Raw genomic sequence first — 20,601 nt, 5'->3', positions numbered from 1 at the left:
GTTGTGGTGAGTGAGGCGCAGTATGGAGCTGGACTACGCCTCGCAAAACACGTTGGGGATTATTTGACCGTGACCTGTCCGTTCATAAGTAGGGGGAGGAGCCATTCTCGGAGTTTGGTTAACCGGCTATTTTCTTGAGTGTTTGATGCTAGTTTATTATAAATTGGCATCATTTTATTCTCGAATAACTCTACAACATCAGAAGCAGGGCATATAATCTCACATTTAGTGATATGTGTGTTTGTTAAATTATTAATATTAGTTCCCATACACTGATTGTTTATATAGGACTTAAACCATTCGGATTGAAGGAATGTATTAATAAAGTATCTAAACTTATTGTTTGGTGTTATTTTTGAACAAAATGCGCCAAATGCATTAGGTTTTTCAAAATAATACACACCATTTTTTCCTACATGCTGTTTACTACCACTTGACATTACTATCAAAACGTCAAACTTCCTCAACATTTGGCTTGTACTTGCCTTACAAGAGGGAATGAGGACCAAATCATCAATGTCTACAGCATTTCCTGTTACATTTGTAGCGCGAAGAACACCAATCGTATCTTTATTATCCTGAATTTTGACATCTTCTTTGCTATAAGTAACACCTCGTTCTAACTCAATAAACTCACCAAGGATAGAGTCATTCCAACCCACCGGAATTTCCCGTTTCAGCGTAGCGTTATATTCCATCTTCCCGCCGGAGGTTTTATACGGTTTTCCGTTGGCATCAGGGAAATCAAACTGTACAAACCAGTAGTCATACAACGTTTTCGCCATAGCTTCCAGTTCGGTGTTGATGCGGTTGTTGAGGACGATTTTTTCGTCAATGTTTGCTAAAACGCTAGCTATTTTCTTCTGCTCAATTATATCTTTTGGCAAAGAGACCGGTAACGATTTGATTATCCCTAAGTTAATTAATGGAACTGTACTCCCTGTATTTCTGTCAATAATAGTTTTGTATATCCAGGGGCTTGCCAACCAATAATATACATAGTCAGGTTCTGCTTTTTTTGGATCAACCCTGAATCTTAATTGTTTATTTGAGATTACATATCGGTCATATTTCGCCGATTGCGGGATCATACCCACCTGACCAATTGTACCCGCAGCCGTAAACAAAATATCGCCTTTGATGGCATCTGATTTGAGCTCATCTGCTTTTTCTTCTGTTAAGAAAACGAATCCATCATCGTTAAATTTCTTAAAATCAGTCGTCAGATTATTTCCTCTAATAATCGGTACACCATGAGTTTTAAAAAAACGTTGGCCAATATTACTACCAAATGGTCCAGATATAACCGATCTACCCGGAGCAGCCAGTTCATTCAGTTTCACAGTGATGAACTTACTCATACTTCAGCCCTGCCATCTGCTTCTTAATCTCCGCTTCCAACTCGCGCGACTGGCTAAACAAACTTTCCAGATTCTCCGTAAACCCGTTCATCTTCGCGGCAAACTGTTCCGGCGTCATATCGGTATATTCAATTTTCACATCAAAATACTGCCCGGCGCTGAACGAGTAATTTTTCCCGGCGATCTCGTCATAGCTGACCACCACCGAGAAATCCTCTTCGCTCCAATTGTTGTTAAACGCTTCGCAGATACGCTGCTCTTCTTCTTCCGTCAGCACCGTTTTCTGGTTTTTGCCGTCTTTGACCTTTTCACCTAAATTCGAGGCGTCGATCAGCACCACTTTCTCTTTGTTGCTGGCGTCAATAAACAGGATCGACACGTTGGTGCCGGTAGTAGCGAAGATATTGGACGGCATGGAAACCACGCCCGCCAGCATCCTGTTTTTCACCAGATGTTCGCGAATCCCTTTATCAATACCCGACTGCGCGGTGATAAAGCCGGTCGGCACCACGACCGCCGCCTTGCCACCCGGTTTCAGCGAGAAAATGATGTGTTGCAGAAACAACTGGTAAATCGCCATTTTGTCTTTGGCGGCTTTAGGTACTTTCGGTATCCCGGCAAAGAAACGTTGCTGGTTTTCCTTACTGTCCAGCGCATCGCGGAAGTCGCTAAAATCCATCTTAAACGGCGGGTTGGAGACGATGTAGTCAAAGCGTTTCAGCATGCTGCCATCTTTATGGAACGGATGCAAAATGGTATTACCCTGGATAACGTTAGGGATCGAATGTACCAAATTGTTGAGGATCAGGTTTAGGCGCAGCAGGCTGGAGGATTTCTGTGAGATGTCCTGGGCAAAGATGCTGCAACGATCTTCCCCAATGGCGTGCGCCACGTTCATCAGCAGCGTGCCAGAACCGGCGGACGGGTCGTAACAGCTTACGTTGCGCACAACGCCCTGTTGCGCTTTCGGTACCAGAATTTCTGCCATGATGCGTGCTACGGCATGAGGCGTGTAGTATTCAGCGTATTTACCGCCGGAGTTGCTGTTGTAGTCTTTGATCAGGTATTCAAAGATGGTGGCATAGAAGTCGAATTTCTGCGTAAAGATGCGCTCGAAGCTGAAATCGGCCAGTTTGTTGATAATGGCACGGCAGAAGTCGTCGCGCTTTGATTCGTCGGCGATGTACTGGCTCAAGCGTTCAAACAGCACCACTTTTGCACCGCCGTCGGTTTTGACCGCGAAGACATCGTTGTTGGTAGCGGCGATGTCCATCAGGGTGTCGTCAAAGGTGGTGGCGAAATTGGCCTCATTTTGACGGTTGTATAAATACTGAATGAAGTGATGTGGCTTCAGACGCGCTGTGTCGGCGCTCATCTTCAGTTGCAGCTTATCCCGCTGTTCTTCACTCATCTGATTGAGCGCAACTTCCCATTTTTCGGCGCTGGCGATGCTTGTATCCACCTTTTTTGCTTCAAAGGCGAATTTGTCGTTCAGGAATTTGTATAGAAATGCCTGAGTGATGATTTTGAATTCGTTACCGTCGTTGCCCAGACCGTAGTTAGCACAAATGCTTTTCAGGCTATCGATCAGGGTTTTGGTTTTGTCTCTAAATTCCAGTTCTACCACGTACGTGCTCCGGTATTAAATTCGTTCAGGTATTCCGCCACAATCAGGCGGTTGATATCGCCAGCCGCTTTCGCACTGAGAGTGATCTTCTGTTGTTTTTCAAAGTGTTCCAGCACGCATGACACGATCTGGCGTTCAAAGTAGCTTTCATTGTTCAGTATCTGGCTGTTATTTAGCACTTTTTCATCCGCATCCAGCTTAACACCAAGCAGCGCTTCGAAGATTTTACGCTCCGGCTCGCTAAGGCCGCCGCGTTCGCACAGGCGTTTGTGGGTTCGCGCGTATTTCACATCGCCCCTGTATTTCTGGCGTAGCAGGTTGTTCTGGCGGTTCAGCTCTTTGATGCGGTCATGAATTTTATTGAGTGTGCCAATATTCGCAACCATTTCTTCCTGGGTGACTTCGCTGAGTTTCTTTTTCTTAAACAGTCGCTCCAGTTCGTCTTTCAGGCTAACGAACTGCGGGTCCTGCTGGTCGAAGTTGGCGGCCAGCGCCTCGCGGGTACGGCGCAGCGTCTCTTTCAGTTCGTCAGCCAGCACCAGTTCCTCTTCGCCCACTTTGTGGAATTCAAAGATCACCTCTTCCAGCGCACGGTTCAACAGACCGGAGAGGTCAACACCCTGCTCCAGATCCGCCTTCAGGTTGAGTAAGTCGAGGCGGTGGCTGGCTTCTCGGTAGAGGATGTTGAGTTTGTTGAAGTCCAGCGCCTGGAGAAACTCAGTGTTGCCCTGGAGGCGGATCAGGTTGTACAGGCTGCGGGCATCGGCCAGCGCGTTTTTTAGCGCCAGCGCGGTTTCCCGGTCCTGGATCTGGTTTATCTGGTCAGTGAAAATTTCTGCGTTTTCCGTATCGAAACTGAACAGAACGTCTTTAATGTGTTCAATTTCTTCGCGGATCTCTTCCGCCGATTTGAACAGGCGGGAATAGTGCTCCATTTCGTCGCCCAGTTCGGCCTGTAGCTCTTCGAAGTAGGCTTTGTTGGTGGCATCAAATTCCTGGCGGATATCGGCGAAGTCCACAACGTAGCCGTAGCGGAAGTGGTTGTAGGTTCGGTTAACGCGGGTCAGCGCCTGGAGAAGGTTGTGCTTTCTGATCACCCGCCCGAGGTAGAGTTTTTTCAGCCGTTTGGCATCAAAGCCGGTGAGCAGCATATTGTAGACGAACAGCAGGTCAATCTCACCCGCCTTGAATTGTTCCACCCATTCTTTACGTTCCTGCTTGCTGCCGATGTCGTGCAGGATCAGAGCGGCGCGTTTGATTTTCCGTGTTTCTTTGGCGTGGATCTGGTAAACGGCAGCGGGTTCTGCGGCCTGTAATATAGACATTTCGTCGGTAACTTCATTGGCAACGGTGGGCGATTCGGCGTAGTCGGCATTGAACAATTCAAACATCTGTTTGGCCTGTTCAGAGCTGTCACATATCACCATGCCGCCGATGGTGCCATCATTCAGCGCGCCCCGGCTTTTGGCAAAGTCGGTGACGATGTAGTCCAGCATCGGTTTGACGAAGCTGGGATGGGCGTAGATGTATTTGCGATCTACATCGCCCATTCTGACTTCTACGTCTTTTAGCGCCTGTTGCAGGATCATCCGGTAGTTGGTGGCGATCTCTTCACGGATCAGGCGCAGCGTGTAGCCGTCGGCAATGGAGGCGTTGTAGTAGTATTTGTGGATGTAGTCGCCGAAGAGATCGCGGGAGTTGTAGTCCGTTCCCAGCAGAGGTGTACCGGTCAGGCCAATTTTGATGGCGTTGGTGTCCGACTGGCTTAAGTTCGCCAGGAAGCTCCCTTTGGGGTTGTAGCTGCGGTGGACTTCATCGAGGAAGTACACGCGCTGGATGTTGATGTCGTAGTCTTTGATGGTGACGACGTCCGGGTCATCGCGGAATTTCTGGATGTTGACGACGGTGATTTCCGCTTTGCCGTGGTGATTGTGCAGCGCCTGCGCCGCTTTGATGTCGCGGGTGAAGGCTTCGCGTGAGTCAATAAGGTGAACAATTAAGCCACGGGCGGTGAACTCGCGCTGCGCCTGCTGGAGCAGATCCAGACGGTCAACAATAAAGTAGAATTTTGGGATCACCTGCTGACTCTGTAAGTAATCCGTCAGGAACCGCACGTTGTAGTAAGCCAGTGCGGTTTTTCCACTGCCCTGGGTGTGCCAGATAATGCCTTTTTTCACGCCAGCGTTCAGTTTGCGCTCGATTGCTTTGGTGGCGAAGAGCTGCGGGTAACGCATGATGTGCTTCTGGATGCCGCCCGGTTCGGCGACGTACACCAGCGCATAGCGCAGGATAAATGCCAGCCGATCGCGGCTCAACAGCGCGGTACAAAGGCGGTTGGTCGGGCGGTTGTGATCTTTGTTGGTCTGAAATTCCGGGTTGGTACGAATGACTTCCAGGTTGTTGTCTTTCAGAACGGCGATTTCGGTTTCTTCTGACAGCGGTTTCAGTAAGTTGGTCAGGTTGAAGAGTTCTTCTTCGCGGAAGTAGTTGAATACCGGGTTGCTGTATGAGCTGCTGGCGTAGAATGCCCCCTGAATCGGCTCCGGGTCACTGTCGTCATACTCCATGTTGTTGGAGAAGATCATGAACTGGGTGATATTGGCGAAGCGTTTGAATTTGGGGTTCTTAAAGCGTTCGTTGATGCGGTTGCGTTCTGCGACGATACCTTCGCGGTTGTTGGGCTTTTTCACTTCGATAAAGATCAGTGGCATGCCATTGATCAGTAGCGTGATGTCCGGGCGGAACTCTTCATCGCCGTTTTCGCAAGTCAGTTCGGTGACGACATGGAAGCTGTTGTTGTTGAAATTGTCGAAGTCTATCAGTTTGATGCCGGAACGGTCGCTGAGTTTTTCAAAGAAGGCGCGGCCGAGGTCGTCGTTGTCGAGAAGCAGCGTGAGGTCTTTTAAAAGGCGCCCGATGTCGTCGGGCGCAATTCCGGGGTTAATTCTGCCAACTGCTGCGGTGAAAAGGTCAGGAAAGATGTTGGTTTCTTTGTCCCAGTGTTGTTCTTTCAGAGACAGGTAGCTGTAGCCCAGCCGTATCAGGTGGAGGATGACGGGGATTTTTACCCGGGTGTCTTCGGTGAATTTCATCGTATACCCTGTTTTGATTTTTATCACGTCTCAGGCCATGCAGCGCCCCATAATCCCAGAACGGCTGGCAGTAATGACTGTTCAATTGATATCTATGTTACACGTTCTCTGTTAACTGCCCGAGTACATTTCTCGCGCTTTACTCGAAATGATAATCGCCATGACAGACTCGGAAATTTATCGCGAAAATCATGAGTAGTTGTAAAGTTGCGTATTCCGCTCTACTCGATCATGTTTCGCCTGGAACATCGATCAGCTGTTCACCAGAAATCAACGTTCATGTCCGATCCGAATACGCGGTTCAGATAGAAGAACAGCAGTCTGTTCCGGTTCTGCATAATTCTCTCAAATAACTGGTGAAGTCACAGATAGTGCAGACTAAAGCTCCGCATGGCACGAACCTTAAGAGCGGTGAAACCATCTACGAAGATCGCTCAACTTGTGAATACGGGTTGTGGTGGATCAGTAAGTTAGGACGCTCAGGCAGTACATCTACCCACTAGCGGGCAAGCTGAATCGTTATCAGTCTCAGCCACTATGCATCATCAACATGTGACGTCTCCCGAGCCACCCCTAGCATAAGACAGACGGTAGCGAATGCTGGCGCAATAACTTGCCCATCCGCAATCAAACTCCAGTTTGGAAGAGCAGTGACTGAAAATATTACTCTTCAAACAACTTCTCCAGGCATTTAACTTCTTGTAAAGCTTCTTTATTCAGAACATCAAAATACAACCAACCATTATTGTTATTTCCTGTCAGATCTATTTTCCAGTTGGTCTTTACGTACCAGGCCAAAGCAGCGCGACATGTAACAGAATGCACATTACCGCTGATCGAAAACTCGCGAGAGATTTTATCTACAATCTCAGGTCGAAGATCCTTTTTGAATGCAATGATGAAGGTAACCTCCTCATTCCATTCTCTGTCCGTCAACTCTGCAACCGTCGGCAGTATCGATTCCTCTTGCTCAACATCAAAAATTCTCGATAACTTAAAGTTTTTAAACCCACTCAGGTTTGGATCCGAATCATTTCGATCATAAGCTCTGAAGTACCAGTTTTTCCGATCTACAAATAATGCTGATGGAAATAGTATCCGTTTGCCATGCTCGCCACTTTCTGAGCCATATGAGCATTTGATCGCATAGCGGCCTTTTATTGCCCTGGTGACAACATAGACCTGTTCTTCTTTCAAACGCTCGGGTAGATAAAGTGGGTCTATCTCATCAATCGGCAGCATCGGACGTTTTTGCATCAACTCCGAACGAGAGAAACCATACTGGATCAGATTCAGCGCTGTATGAACACTAATCTGCACCAATGGAGTATAGCTACCATGAGAAATAATCGTCCTTTTGGTTGCCGTATCAATACTACAGTTACCTGGCTTGAGTTCCCGATATAAAGCAAGATCTTTTGAGGCTGCAGCCTGTGCAACTTTGAACTCAGCCATAATTTCGGCCCTGGATATGCTGCCGAGGTAGCGTATACACAAATCGATGTACGCCAGTCGCTCTGCCTGAGGAAGCGAATAAGCTTCAACAAGCAGTTCCAAATGAACGTCATGAAATTCTGTCATCGTAACACTCCAATAGATGATACACTAAGTATACTGTTCATTATCACATGTTGATCTACTTCTTGCAATGAGTTAGGATTGACATCTGTTGATAAATTGATCATCAGCAGTATCGTTCTGGAGGAATATTTGGATAGAACAATTGTTCTGTATGAGTATTTCTTCTGGAAGGGATGGTGAAGGTTGTTTGCAGACAACCTTCACCAGAAAAACAAAACCTCTGCGGAGGAATAATCCGCCACTTGAGCCCTGCTAATCGCATTTCGAGTATACGTTATTCACAACGTAATCGACAAGCCTGGCTCCAGTAACGGTACCAATAAACCGATTTGGAGTAACTGATGGAAAAAGTAACCGACCAGTATTCACCCGAAATTGCGCGGCATAAGCTCAATGCTTATTTTTCAGGTAATTTCATCATGCTTGACGTGATAAAACGTTTGCAAAAATCAAGCCTGTGCGTATTTGCAGCCTTATGTGATGGAAAAACGATCACTACTGCAGGGTATGAAATTAATGCCGATTTTAGCGTTAAACGAGCCTCTGCGGTCATTCACTCCTTGAAGCTGAAGAATCTCCCTGTCTCAACAAATTCCGTTTCAACGGGCTCTGATGTTGGTGGAATCACCAATCAGGCGGTTTTTTTCATCAGTAAAGAAGATCTTCATTCTCTGAAGTCCGATCCGGAGAAGATTATGAGGAAATGCGCAAGGCTACACGCGCAACATAAACGCTCACATGCACAAAGGGACATTGCTCGTCTATGCAAGGAGTTTGGCAAGGAAGCGATCCTTAAATTGGTAAACCAAGCTGCAACCAACCCTAAGATGCCTCCTGATGGGATGAGTGCATGTTAATCGCATAGGGGCTGTTTGCCCCTTATTACACTAACTACAATAGCTGTATATCAAGGATATTTCAGGAGAGATTAACGTTTATGGCTACCCTCGTTTTTTCCTATTCTCATGCAGATGAAGCTTTGCGTAACGAGCTCGAAACGCATCTCTCACCGTTAAAACGTATGGGAACAATCAGCGCGTGGCATGACCGACGTATTGCTCCTGGGCAGGAATTTGAGCATGAAATAGATCGCTATTTCGCCGAAGCCAATATTATTCTGCTGTTAGTCAGTAGCGACTTCATTGCATCGGATTATTGCTGGAATATTGAAATTAAGAATGCAATGGCGCGGCATGAAAGAGGGGAAGCGATAGTCATCCCGGTGATTTTGCGCAATTGTGCATGGCATAATCTTCCTTTCGGTAAGCTACTGGCCGCAACCAAAGATGGGAAACCGATTACTCAGTTTCCCAGTCATGATGACGGGTTTGTGCAGGTTGTTGATGCAGTATCAAAGGCTGCTGCCCGTATTGATACCAACAATTCAACCCAAGTGCCCCACGCTTCAACTTCATCAAAGGCTCAACTATCACCGTCGGTAAATACAGTTTTACAGCCCCGATCCGGCAATCTCTCGCTTCCAAAAACATTCAGCGATCTCGATAAAGATCGGGCTAGCCGTGAAGGTTTTGAGTATGTTGCACGCTATTTCGAAAACTCTCTCTTCGAGCTAAAACAACGCAACCCAGGTATAGAAGTGGAATTTCAACCGGTTGACTCCAGCGCGTTCACCTGCGCGATTTATTTACACGGTACCCGGACGGGGCAGTGTGGGGTCTGGCGTGGTGACAGACTCCATGGGGTAGGCTCAGTCTGTTTCAGTCATGACGGCATGGTTCGAAACAGCTACAACGAAAGTTTAAGTTTGGCGGATAACGGTCAGTCTCTGGGTTTTCGCACGATGATGGGGTTCTCCGGAAACAGTCATAACACATTACTGACTAATGAAGGTATGGCAGAACATTTGTGGGATATATTCTTCAAATCCGTAAAACAACGTATGTCCTGAGGACCGGGAGGCAACAATGGTACAACTCAATCTGGTAAAAGTACTGCTGTTGAGCAATGAACGCACTGGCGATGTCCGCTATGAGATTTTCTCGAAGGAAGGTGAAAATCCTGACTATCCGGAGAAAATCATCGTTTATCGTGAGGGAAATATCGGTGAGCATGGTGAGCGTGGCTGGATCAAGACTGACGATGTTATAAGTCTTGAATACTTGGGATTTCAAACCGGTAAGGGATTCCAGACAGCAATAACCTATCACATGCGCCCTATATGTTCAGCAATAGCTGAATGCCGACAGCACTTTCAGGAAAAGTTTTGTTCTGATAGATAATAAGGGTCTTGTAAAGCACACTCGCGTTCAGTTCTTTCGCGGAAAAGTCGGGGGATGGATTATTTCTCTGGTAACCAGCTCATCACCATTCGAAATGGTGAGTGCATGCAACAGGGGAGTTCTTAAGAAGCTGTCGCTAAACACCGCGGGTACCCAACGGGGCATACAGAAATCCGGTAGGTACTTGCCACGCGTAAAGCAGCGGCAGCAATGTATTAGTCTTCCTGGCTGACAGTGATTATTCAGGGCTGACATTACAGCAGTAATTCAGTTGCCAGCTGGATTGTTCAATGCTGTAAATGCCCGTCCTACACGACGCACAATACTTATCCTCGCAGTAATGACCACTGCGCCAGACACAGTACCAAGAGCATGTTGTCACCGATGCATCCAGCCCATTGATGGTGTTGCATAACTTTCTGTGACGAGCCTCCGCCCTCACTTCCGGGTCCAGATGGGCACAGTTCATCAGCACATGTTGAATCACTGAGCGCTGGTCGTGTTCAAACCAGGCCGGATCACATGAAGAGTCTGCATATCGGGCCGGTGTGCAAACCTCGGGTGTTCCGTCTGGTATTCAAGATGGTATTGCAGCGTATTGCCGCAGAGGTGGTAGGTATACTTGTCGTAAGAGGCGGTCTGCGCAGTACGGGCACCGGTCAAGCGACCGTTACCATCGAGAGCGATAAAGGATTTTGCGTACATTGTATAGTTCCTTGCTGCCAGACAACACGCAGGCGTCAGCAGTCCCTGTACGGGCTACGCGGGCAGGGTGTGAATGGCGGATTAGCCAGGTTTTATCGGAGGAGGCGAAGTAAGCGTATGTGGGGTGTCGTTACTGTTCTTTGGTTGGCACACTATGGAGTTCTGGCGTAAAAACATTCAGACATCTCGGCATTTATCAACTCGTCCAATGCTCCTCTGAAATCTACGGGATAAGTTTAGTTTCAGATGGGGCGCTAAGGCCCCGGTTTAACGTTATCAGGATAGTGCGGTGTAATAGGCGAATGTCAGCTTGTTGCCATCGGGGTCTCTGACGTAAGCGTTGTAAAAACCTTCGCCGTAATGCGGGCGCAGGATAGGTACTCCCTCGTCAGTGCCACCGTGATTTAAAGCTAGCGCGTGAAGCTGCTATTCCTTGCATGACTATGGATGAAGCCTGATTCAGTGGTTCCGCTGTCGTCCGCCATGCAAAGCAGACATACTCGTCCATCAGACTGGTCAGCGCAGGGTTTTCAACCTGCCGGTCATTGATCCAGATATCCATCTCTTTGTCTTTTTTGAACCTGAGGTTGTCGGTCCAGTCATCAAGGCAATTCCCCAGCATCAAATCGTACCAGCACAGCCAGACCAGCTTCAGACGTAGCTCGCTACCGCCGAACTGGCGGAACAAACTGATGAGCTTATTTGCCAGAGGGCGTTGTTTTAAACGCACGCACTCAGACAGCAAAATCCCCTCCAGCATGGGATGGTGAGCCAGCAGATGCTCCTGGGTAAATAAACTGACACTCAGGTCATCATTAACAGTCAGTGGGGCTGCTGCTCTGCCATAAATAATCCGGTGCAGGCACTGGGGGACAATAGCAATAACCTCTTCCTCTCCCGGAAACTTAAGGCTGCCAACCGTCAGGGTATGATGGTGGTAGATATTCTGGTGACACATACCCGATCTGACCGTTAGCTTCGTAAAATCAGTCAACCAGACCTGATAATATTTATAAAGTTCTTCGTAACGTGGTTTGTAATCTTTCATTGTTCATATTCCTTCTGGCTTTAATGACAGACAGCAGAAAACCTCCGAACGAGTCGGATAATTATTTTCTTGCCGGGGGGGAGGGTCAGAGTGGTGTTATTTACGTGACTGGTTAATACGTTCCTGAAGCCAGTTTTCTACTTCGCTCTTTAACCAGCGAGAACTGCGCCCCAGTTTGACTGGTTTGGGGAAGTCACCATCTTTAATCAGCTTATAGAACCATTTATCCGTAAGTCCCGTTAGCTTCGTGAGGAACCGCATATCCACCAGTTGGTCATCAAGCAAAGAAATTTGTTCTGTCATAATGCTGTCTTCCATTGTGGGATTATTCTGAGCTGGTGGTTGATTGCTCGTTACTACCAGCCCTTCCACATCAATGGATTGATACGTAAAAAAGTGCAGAACGTAAGTTACAACGTGCGAGGACGCCCCAGTCCACTGGGTGGCGGTACCTCACTGGCTCCGTAGTGATAGTGACCGTGCTTTTGCTCTTCTTTGGCGAGATAGCTGATGATGTAGCGCAGGTTATCAATGGCTTCGGTATCATCGTAGTTCACCGGTCTATCAATACTGACTTCATAAGAGGGTTTGAATCGCCACGGATAACCTAGACACTTCTGAGTCGTTGATAATATAGGTTTTCATATTCAACTGGTGGCATCTGCTCGCTCGAACCATGCCGACGCTTACTGTTATAAAACATTTCGATGTAATCAAAAATATCGCTTCTGGCTTCGTCTCTAGTTCCGTAGATCTTTTTCTTAATCCGTTCGCGCTTCAGTAGCTGGAAAAAGCTTTCCGCAACCGCATTGTCGTGGCAGTTTCCGCGACGGCTCATGCTGCCTTCCAGACCGTGTGATTTCAGGAACGACTGCCACTCATGGCTCGTGTACTGACTGCTCTGATCAGAGTGAACCAGTACCTGCTTTTGAGGATTACGCCTCCACACCGCCATAAGTAATGCGTTCAGGACAATCTCTTTTGTCATTCGGGGTTGCATTGACCAGCCGATAACTTTTCGGGAGAACAGGTCAACCACCACGGCCAGATACAACCAGCCTTCGTGGGTTCGGATGTAGGTTATGTCCGTAACCCAACGTTCATCCGGTGCTTCCGGGTTGAACTGCCGCTGGAGCTTGTTGGGCGTCACAATACTGGCTTCACCTTTACGCGCCCGTGGACTTCGGTATCCGACCTGAGCCTTTATCCCCACACGTTGCATCAACCGCCAGACTTTGTTTACACCGCATTGTTGCCCGGAATCCCGCAGATCGAGATAGATCTTGCGATAGCCATAAACACAGCCCGACTCCAGCCAGAACTGCTTAATATGTCCCGTCAGCTTCAGGTCAGCATGATACCGTCGTGAATGTGGCTGCTTAAGCCAGGCGTAAAACCCACTTGGATGCACATCCAGCACCTGGCAGAGCAGGCGGACAGGCCAGCAACGATTGTTGTCACGGATAAAGGCGTACCTCAGTCGGACAGCTTTGCGAAGTACGCCGCGGCTTTTTTTAATATATCCCGTTCGTCAGTAACCCGCTTTAACTCCTTCTGGAGTCGGCGGATCTCGGCCTGAGCATCTGACTGTTCATTATTAGTGGAAGAATCCGGACCGTACTTCTTTATCCAGGCGTAAAGGCTGTGGGTGGTGATATCGAGACGAGTTGCAACGCTGGAAACAGAATGACCACGATCAACAACCTGTTTGACTGCTTCAATTTTAAACTCTTCAGGATAACGCTTACCGCTCATGGGCACCTCTCTTTAAGTCATCTTAAATGACTCCGGGGTGTCTGTTAAACCCGTGGCGATTCAAGCAGCTTCGTGTAGGGTTAGTACATTCTGTTCATCATTCTTTGACCAGAGAGTCACACCGGCCGCAATGTCAACGCCAAGATTCTTGGCCGTTTGGGGATGAGGAAAATTTCGGCTGGCGAAAGTCGTACCAGTCTATCCTGCCAACACTGCCCTTACCTACCGGGGTGGGGTCAGTCCAGTTGGACTGTTTAATTTATATTAAAAGATCCGCAAATGGGTGAGCATTTCCGGATCCTTATACAGCGACTGAATTGTTCAACAGGACTTTAACCGATCGGCATGACTCTCAGATGAGTGGATTTGCCCCTATATATCCAGACGCGTTTTCTATCTTACGGTTGCGATAACTTTCTGCGTATATATTCCCGTGGTGAGCGATATCCCAGCGCGTTGTGTGGATGATGTTCGTTGTAATGACTGAACGCCACCGCCAGATTCATCACCGCTATCCGGCTGTCCGCTTTGGGCATGATGCTGATGTAATCCCGCTTTATCGTCTTCACGAAGCTTTCTTCTATACCGTTACTTTCCGGGCTCCTCACCGCTGTCGTGCATGGCTCAAGCCCCAGCATCCGGGCGAACGCTCTTGTTTCATGTGCTCTGTAAGCTGAGCCGTTATCCGTCAGCCATTCCAGCGGCTCCGTTGGCAGTTGCTTTCCGAAGCGTTTTTCTACTGCACCCAGCATGACATCCTGCACCGTCTCTTTGTCATAGCCATCTGTGCCCGCTGCCCTGTCTATGCTCTCTCTGTCGCAGCAGTCCTGCGCGAAGGTTACCCGCAGCTTTTCACCGTTGTCACAGCGGAACTCAAAGCCATCTGAGCACCAGCGCCGGTTACTTTCACTTACTGCCACACGCCCCTTATGGGCCCGCTTCCGACAGGGATCTGCAGGTTTACGCTCAAGAAGCAGGTGGTGTGATTTCATAATGCGATACACCCGTTTTGCGTTAACCACTGGCTGACCTTCACGTTCTGACTCCCGTCGCAGCACTGCCCACACACGGCGATAGCCATACGTCGGTAGGACTGCGACCGCTGTGTTTATCCGGGACAACACCTCGCTGTCATCAAAATGGGATTGTCGTCTGCGATCCTGCCAGCCAGATAGCCGGTTAACCCTGAGACTCAATTGCGCACGCGACACACCGATACTCCGGCAGACGTCAGTTATTCATCGTCCCCGGGCAACAAGGGTGCATGCGCAATCCATTTTTTTGTCCGACCAAACTCCACAGCCTCTTTAAGTATTTCAGCTTCCATCGTCTTTTTGCCCAGAAGGCGTTGAAGCTCGCGGATTTGCTTATTGGCAGCAGCAAGTTCAGATGCGGGAACGACCTCTTCACCTGATGCCACGGCGGTCAGAGAGCCGTCTTCATACTGTCTGCGCCATTTAAAGATCTGGTTAGCATTGATGCCATGCAGACGAGCGACATGAGACACGGTCATGCCGGGCTCCATAGTCTGTTGAATAATGGCAATTTTTTCCTGCGGAGTACGACGGCGACGCCGCTCGGGTCCTGATAACACTTCAATCTTATTATTCTGACTGGTGTTAAACATAGTTCTAAGATTACCTCTTATTTTAAGAGAGGCGAAATGTCTTGTGATCTATGGGGCCAGTCTATGGATATAATTAATAGTCTTATTAAAGGGGGATGCATTGTCCGTTTGGTCACGGAGCAATGTCTTCCGGGACAATAAAGCGCACCTGCACATTCAGGTTATCAACGCTGCTGTTCGGTATATACCCGGCTTGGGTTCAAATTAAACGTTACTAGCCCGAGAGTTAGCACCTCAAAAGATATCAACTTTCATGGCCACAGCATTTTTCTCAACTTCAGTAACCTGTGTTTCGTTAACAGTCGATGTTAACTTTTTTAGCTTTAACACCCCCTTTCTTATATGTGTTGAAATTACTGAACTTTCAGATTTTATATATCGATTTTTACTGTTTTAGGATTTTTTCGTGGAAAGTGAATTTTTATCCTATTTTAATAAATCTGACGAAGAACATCTTGATAATTATTTTTTGAGGTTTTCTTTATATGTATTTCAATACTTGTTGACGAAAATCAATTTTATAATCAAAACAAAAAGAGATATATAGAATAATTTTTTCATTCTCATTCCTCAGGTGTTCGAAGACGGAAGGGCGGTAGCATGGATTTTTAATATTGCTCGTCTGACACTTACACCAAAAGTGATAAAAATAAACGGAATGCGTATTCAGATGAGGGATTTGTGGAAAGAACGGAACCAGTAGATTCGTTACTTTGGTCAGTAAAATGGATATCTGCATACTATAATAAGCAGACAAGCATTTCTGTACTGTTTTCGGGATTACCCCGTGACCGGGTGGTGAAACCAGAGACAGCCTTGCGTATGCTGGAAAAAAATGGTATCGCCGCAGCATGGGTTACACGTAAAGCTGAAGATATATTCTCTTATCTTTTTCCTGCTGTTGTGACCCGCAAGGATGGCTCGGTTTGTATTCTCGTCTCGCGGCAGGTGGAACATAAATCTGTCCGTTACACCCTGGCCCTGCCCGAAAAAAACGGCGGTCTGGTGATACTGAATACAGAAGAATTTGACAACATCTACGGCGGTTATGCCTTATTATGCGGTCTCATACCGCAGATTGATCATCGTAAAGACGATGTGTTTCCTGATGTTTCCCGCAAGGAGAACTGGCTTTTCTCAACACTCTGGCGCTTCCGCCACTATTTCCTGAGTGCGGCCTTTGCTGCTGTGCTGGCGAATATCCTGACGCTGTCCACCGTTTTTTTTACAATGAATGTCTATGACCGGGTTGTGCCGACACAGGCGTATGTCACCTTATGGTCTCTGGCTGTCGGCGTCACTATTGCCATCACCCTTGAATTTATTATCCGCCTTATTCGCGCCTACCTGCTGGATACCGTCGGGAAAAAAGCCGACTTGATTATGGGAAATTTACTTTTCCGGCAGATGCTGGGAATGCGTATGGAAAACCGGCCACAGTCCAGCGGTTCATTTGCACATCAGTTCAGAGAGTTTGAAACTATCCGGGATTTCGTCACCTCCGCAACGCTCGCAACGATTTCAGACCTGCCTTTCTGTCTGCTTTTCCTTGTTGTGATTTACATGATTGGGGGGGCACTGGTGCTCGTTCCGCTCACCACTATACCTGTCATCATTCTGGTTTCACTGATTATGCAGTGGCCACTTTCCCGGGCGACCCGGCAGAATGTGGCAGAAATATCGCAGCGCCAGGGATTACTCATTGAATCGATCGGTGGCCTTGAAACACTGAAAAGCGTTCACGGCGAAGGTGTGATGTTACGTCGCTGGGATAACTACAGTGCACTGTCTGCTGATTCATCCCGGAAAACCAAATTCCTGTCCAGTTTCCTTTCTGGTTTTATGAGTCTGGTCCAGCAGGCCACCACCATCATGATCGTAGTTGCCGGCGTTTATCTTATTCATGACGGGCAACTGACGATGGGGGCGATGATTGGCGCCACCATTCTGGCTGGCAGGGCAATGGGGCCGCTCCGGCAGGTCGTCGGCCTGGCATCTCGTTTCCAGCACGCACGGATGGCGCACAAATCGCTGACCGCCATGATGGAGAGGCCGCCGGAAAGGGATCCGGAAATCACCTATCTGTCATCGCCCTCTTTCCAGGGAAATCTGACATTACGGAGCGTGGACTTCAGCTATCCGCAGACAGCCGCTGTCACCCCGCCTCCCGTACTGAAAGGCATTAACTTATCGGTTACCCGAGGTGAGCGTGTTGCCATTATCGGGAGTATCGGCAGCGGGAAGTCCACATTGCTCCGAGTGATTGCCCGTCTTCTTCGCCCGGTTCAGGGGAGTGTACTGATCGACAACATTGATGCCACACAGGTCGATCCTGCTGACTGGCGTGGTGCTGTGGGATTTGTCGGTTCAGACAGTCGTCTGTTTTATGGTTCGCTGAGAGACAATCTGATGATAGGTAATCCTTCCGCCTCAACGGAGGATCTTTTGCGCGTGGTCCGTATGACCGGTGTGGATCGTATTGCGGCCAGCAATCCCCTCGGGTTTGATATGCAGGTTGGCGAAGCCGGTGTACTGCTTTCAGGTGGCCAGCGTCAGCTGGTTTCACTCGCCAGAACGTTACTGTTAAATCCGGAAATCATTCTGATGGATGAACCCACGAGCGCGATGGACTCCCAGACAGAAAGGCGTTTTATCGCACAGCTGAAGACCTCTGTCACGGATGAAACGTTGATTCTGGTTACTCACCGCATGTCGCTGCTGGAACTGGTTGATCGCATTGTTGTTCTGGAAAACGGAAAAATTATTACTGACGGCCCGAAAGAGACGGTGCTTTCAGCGCTCCGGAATCAGGGGCGTAAGGCCGGGGACGTTTCAGAGGCTGCAAATGCCTGAGGTGAATAAATCATGTCCTGAACGGCCTGCAAATCCATCGCCGAGTGGAAAAATCAGGGACGGGGATCTGGTGTTTCTGAGCGACATTCGTGAAGCCATCGTGACACAGAAAACCCCCTGTAGTCTGGTGATGATCTGGATGGTGGCGTTCATCCTGATTACCGGGCTGGTCTGGGCGAAATTTGCGGTCGTTGAAGAAGTGACAGTAGGTGATGGTGTTGTTATCCCGGCGTCACGTGAACAGGTGATCCAGAGCCTCGAAGGGGGCATCCTGGAGGAGATGAACGTTAAGGAAGGCGATATTGTCGAGAAGGGACAGGTACTTGTGCGTATCGATCAGACCCGGGCCGGTGCCTCTCACCGTGAGAGCGTGTCAAAGGTTCTGGGACTGAAAGGCACCCTTGCCCGCCTTCGTGCCGAAGCGTACGGAACTCCACTGTCATTCCCTGCTGATGTACAGAAGGTCGCCAGTATCGTTCGGGATGAAACCCAGGCATATAACGCTCGCAGACAGGCCCTGGACGAAAATATCGCCGGACTGAAACGTAGTCTGTCACTCGCCGAAAGTGAAGTCCGCATGTCTGAACCACTGATGCGTAAAGGGCTGATGTCTGAGGTTGAACTGCTGCGTATGCAACGCCAGGCGAACGAGTTCCGCCTGAAGATCACGGAAACAGGTCATGCCTATCGCTCTGAAGCCAATGTGGAACTCACCCGTCTTGAAAGTGAACTGTCCCAGGCTGTTGAAAACGTCACCGCCCGGGCGGACGTGATGAACCGGACAACGGTTCTTGCCCCGGTCAGGGGGACCGTGAAAAACATCAAGGTGACAACGATTGGGGGGGTGATCCCACAGAATGGCGACATCATGACGATTATTCCGCTGGGCGATCAGTTGCTTATTGAGGCAAAAATTAAACCTGCCGACGTGGCATTCCTGAGACCGGGTCTGCCCGCCATGGTAAAAATCACAGCCTATAACTTTGCAATTTACGGAGGACTTAGCGGAAAAGTGGAGCTCATCAGCCCTGACACTATTCAGGATGATGAGAGCGTCCGCCAGGGAAAAAGCAAAGCGGACACCACGTTTTACCGTGTTTATATCCGTACGGATAAAGCCGCGCTGCAGGTTAAAAATAAAATATTTCCTATCATGCCAGGGATGGTGGCCAGTGCAGAAATCAGAACCGGCGAAAAAACTATCCTCGATTACATTCTGAAGCCTGTTTTCAGAGCGCAGGAAGCGTTCCGTGAAAGGTAGGGAGCCGGACATGTTTGTTAAACGCCTTATTATAATGCTCGCGACCACTGTTGTGCTGTTGGGGACGGGGAGCTTCCCTCTCTGTGCCCGTGAAGGAAAGGCGACCGGTGCACAGCAGACAGAAGACTTCTGCATAGCAACAGCCCGAAAGCGAATTGTGATGGCCAGAGGAGAAAAGCTTTCTCCTGCCGGGACCCGGCATTTTCTCCAGGGAACCGTCTGTGACGGTCTGAGATACAGCACAGAAATACGAAAATCGCAGGCAGAAGCGGAAGCCAGCCGTTTTGATGTTGAAAAAGTGAAAGGTGAACGTTATCCACAAGTAAGACTGTCGACCAGTTCTCCGCTTGCAGGGCGTTCAGGTGGGCAAAGCCGGGGGCACTTTAAAGACACGGTGACGACACTGACGGCAACCACGACGCTGTATGACTTCGGTACCCGCAACAGCCGGATCCTGGGAGGCGAAGAGAGTGCCGCCGCGGCAGAAGTGAACGTGCGACTCAGTCGCAATCAGATTACGGGGGAGATTGTCACACTGATTGCGGCCATTGATCAGTATCAGCGCATGCTCAATGTTGCTCACCGGTATGAAGATCGAATGAAGCATCTTACCGGCATGCTAGAAGAAATCACGAGAGCGGATCCGGGCAGACACAGTGAACTGGTACAGGCACGTTCGCGTATGTTGCAGGCGCAGACCCATATCCGCCAGTTAGCCAGTAACCAGGAAGAGGCTCTCCTCCGGCTTCATCGTCTTACAGGAAAAGAAATGACGCCGGAGACGGTGCAGATGCCCGCGCTGGACTGGGGAAGTCTGCCGGATATCCCCCTGACTGAGGTGATGAAAAATTTGGATGACCACCCGGAGCTTGAAATAAGCAGAGCCAAGATGAGGGCGGCGATGCATGAAGCTGATGCGGCAAAATCCTCCCTGCTTCCCTCTGTCAACTGGACGGTTTCCAGGGACATTGACAGAACTAACAGTGATGAATGGTATACCGGACTGAATCTTGAGTGGGAGCTCTTTACCGGCGGAAGCGCATCCGCCTCTGTCAGTGCAACCAGTCAGCGAGCCCAGGCGGCAAAAATGGATTATGAAACGGACTTACACGAACGACAGTACGCCATTCGGGAACTGGCGCGCAACCGAGAGACCTCACTCCAGAAGGCGCGTGAGTATCAACTTCTTTCCAGGGAAAATGAAAAGATCCGGGAAATGTATTTTGAGCAATGGTACAACCTGGGAACACGGACGTTACTGGATGTTCTGAGTGCTGAAAATGATTATTTCACATCAAACATTTCGCAGATAGAAAATGAATTCGCCGCCTGGACGTCGAATATCAACATGATGACTGAGTCATCGGAACTACTCCCCTGGTTATCTTTTTATCGTGAGAGTGACACCTGGGATTAATACCACGTCTAAAACCGGTGATGATATTAACGAT

At 48.6% G+C, this 20,601-nt stretch carries 13 protein-coding genes and 3 pseudogenes; 6 read left to right on the top strand and 10 right to left on the bottom strand.

The annotated features are described in order from the left end of the window. Positions 1-59: 59 nt before the first annotated feature. The 4 genes from JY391_RS19370 to JY391_RS19355 all read right to left on the bottom strand — a co-directional run bounded on the left by JY391_RS19370 (position 60) and on the right by JY391_RS19355 (position 7,661). Positions 60-1,361 carry a restriction endonuclease subunit S gene (locus tag JY391_RS19370; protein ID WP_211934870.1) on the bottom strand — a complete coding sequence of 434 codons (1,302 nt, stop codon included), beginning with the start codon at positions 1,359-1,361 and terminating at the stop codon, positions 60-62. Next, a complete protein-coding gene (locus JY391_RS19365; RefSeq protein WP_211934869.1) occupies positions 1,354-2,988 on the bottom strand; it encodes an HsdM family class I SAM-dependent methyltransferase in 1,635 nt (544 codons plus the stop codon). Before JY391_RS19365 ends, JY391_RS19370 begins: the two co-directional genes overlap by 8 nt. Next, positions 2,982-6,080 carry a type I restriction endonuclease subunit R gene (locus tag JY391_RS19360; protein ID WP_211934868.1) on the bottom strand — a complete coding sequence of 1,033 codons (3,099 nt, stop codon included), beginning with the start codon at positions 6,078-6,080 and terminating at the stop codon, positions 2,982-2,984. The genes JY391_RS19365 and JY391_RS19360 overlap by 7 nt, the downstream gene beginning before the upstream one ends. Before the next feature lie 663 nt (positions 6,081-6,743). Next, positions 6,744-7,661 carry a WYL domain-containing protein gene (locus JY391_RS19355; protein ID WP_211934867.1) on the bottom strand — a complete coding sequence of 306 codons (918 nt, stop codon included), beginning with the start codon at positions 7,659-7,661 and terminating at the stop codon, positions 6,744-6,746. 341 nt (positions 7,662-8,002) lie between these two features. On the opposite strand from JY391_RS19355, the gene JY391_RS19350 reads away from it, so the two are divergent. The 3 genes from JY391_RS19350 (at position 8,003) to JY391_RS19340 (ending at position 9,901) form a co-directional block, all read left to right on the top strand. Then, a complete protein-coding gene (locus tag JY391_RS19350) occupies positions 8,003-8,518 on the top strand; it encodes a hypothetical protein (RefSeq protein WP_044863979.1) in 516 nt (171 codons plus the stop codon). Positions 8,519-8,598: 80 nt separating this feature from the next. Then, positions 8,599-9,570, top strand: coding sequence for a toll/interleukin-1 receptor domain-containing protein (locus JY391_RS19345; RefSeq protein WP_211934866.1), 972 nt, complete (start codon positions 8,599-8,601; stop codon positions 9,568-9,570). Between the two features lie 16 nt (positions 9,571-9,586). Further along, positions 9,587-9,901 carry a hypothetical protein gene (locus tag JY391_RS19340; RefSeq protein ID WP_211934865.1) on the top strand — a complete coding sequence of 105 codons (315 nt, stop codon included), beginning with the start codon at positions 9,587-9,589 and terminating at the stop codon, positions 9,899-9,901. Between the two features lie 238 nt (positions 9,902-10,139). Here the strand turns inward: JY391_RS19340 and JY391_RS19335 are convergent. The 6 genes and pseudogenes from JY391_RS19335 to JY391_RS19305 form a co-directional block, all read right to left on the bottom strand. Continuing rightward, positions 10,140-10,606: pseudogene (locus tag JY391_RS19335) on the bottom strand (DUF7828 domain-containing protein). 388 nt (positions 10,607-10,994) lie between these two features. Continuing rightward, positions 10,995-11,654, bottom strand: coding sequence for a hypothetical protein (locus JY391_RS19325; protein ID WP_211934864.1), 660 nt, complete (start codon positions 11,652-11,654; stop codon positions 10,995-10,997). 96 nt (positions 11,655-11,750) lie between these two features. After that, a complete protein-coding gene (locus JY391_RS19320; protein WP_071996437.1) occupies positions 11,751-11,957 on the bottom strand; it encodes a helix-turn-helix transcriptional regulator in 207 nt (68 codons plus the stop codon). 107 nt (positions 11,958-12,064) lie between these two features. After that, positions 12,065-12,244, bottom strand: a pseudogene (locus tag JY391_RS19315) (YagK/YfjJ domain-containing protein); the annotation flags it as partial. A 17-nt stretch (positions 12,245-12,261) separates the two neighbouring features. Then, positions 12,262-13,409, bottom strand: a protein-coding gene (locus tag JY391_RS19310) for an IS3 family transposase (protein ID WP_211934863.1) whose coding sequence is annotated in 2 segments (ribosomal slippage) — positions 12,262-13,172 and positions 13,172-13,409 — 1,149 coding nt in all. Because the reading frame shifts where the segments join, the coding sequence is not laid out codon by codon here. A 398-nt stretch (positions 13,410-13,807) separates the two neighbouring features. Further along, positions 13,808-15,036 (bottom strand): annotated as a pseudogene (locus tag JY391_RS19305) (IS3 family transposase). Positions 15,037-15,717: 681 nt separating this feature from the next. On the opposite strand from JY391_RS19305, the gene JY391_RS19300 reads away from it, so the two are divergent. From JY391_RS19300 to JY391_RS19290, 3 genes are read left to right on the top strand one after another with little or no spacing between them, the layout of a single operon-like run. Next, positions 15,718-17,889, top strand: coding sequence for a type I secretion system permease/ATPase (locus JY391_RS19300; RefSeq protein ID WP_211934862.1), 2,172 nt, complete (start codon positions 15,718-15,720; stop codon positions 17,887-17,889). Continuing rightward, the gene (locus JY391_RS19295; protein WP_229264117.1) at positions 17,774-19,150 is read left to right on the top strand and encodes a beta-barrel domain-containing protein; all 1,377 of its coding nucleotides are present in this window, start codon (positions 17,774-17,776) and stop codon (positions 19,148-19,150) included. Before JY391_RS19300 ends, JY391_RS19295 begins: the two co-directional genes overlap by 116 nt. 10 nt (positions 19,151-19,160) lie before the next feature. Continuing rightward, on the top strand, positions 19,161-20,567 hold the full coding sequence (locus JY391_RS19290; RefSeq protein WP_211934861.1) for a TolC family protein: 1,407 nt from the start codon (positions 19,161-19,163) through the stop codon (positions 20,565-20,567). The last annotated feature ends 34 nt before the right edge of the window (positions 20,568-20,601 follow it).

It is taken from the genome of Citrobacter sedlakii (genome assembly GCF_018128425.1).
Lineage (GTDB): Bacteria > Pseudomonadota > Gammaproteobacteria > Enterobacterales > Enterobacteriaceae > Citrobacter_A > Citrobacter_A sedlakii.
The sequence above is the reverse complement of the archived record's forward strand: the minus strand, read 5'-3'. Positions and strand labels throughout refer to the sequence as shown.

Excerpts from the sequence above, each read along its gene's own strand:
- JY391_RS19370 (WP_211934870.1), bottom strand. The coding sequence starts at position 1,361 with ATGAGTAAGTTCATCACTGTGAAACTGAATGAACTGGCTGCTCCGGGT.
- JY391_RS19360 (WP_211934868.1), bottom strand. The coding sequence starts at position 6,080 with ATGAAATTCACCGAAGACACCCGGGTAAAAATCCCCGTCATCCTCCAC.
- JY391_RS19355 (WP_211934867.1), bottom strand. The coding sequence starts at position 7,661 with ATGACAGAATTTCATGACGTTCATTTGGAACTGCTTGTTGAAGCTTAT.
- JY391_RS19350 (WP_044863979.1), top strand. The coding sequence starts at position 8,003 with ATGGAAAAAGTAACCGACCAGTATTCACCCGAAATTGCGCGGCATAAG.
- JY391_RS19345 (WP_211934866.1), top strand. The coding sequence starts at position 8,599 with ATGGCTACCCTCGTTTTTTCCTATTCTCATGCAGATGAAGCTTTGCGT.
- JY391_RS19340 (WP_211934865.1), top strand. The coding sequence starts at position 9,587 with ATGGTACAACTCAATCTGGTAAAAGTACTGCTGTTGAGCAATGAACGC.
- JY391_RS19325 (WP_211934864.1), bottom strand. The coding sequence starts at position 11,654 with ATGAAAGATTACAAACCACGTTACGAAGAACTTTATAAATATTATCAG.
- JY391_RS19320 (WP_071996437.1), bottom strand. The coding sequence starts at position 11,957 with ATGACAGAACAAATTTCTTTGCTTGATGACCAACTGGTGGATATGCGG.
- JY391_RS19290 (WP_211934861.1), top strand. The coding sequence starts at position 19,161 with ATGTTTGTTAAACGCCTTATTATAATGCTCGCGACCACTGTTGTGCTG.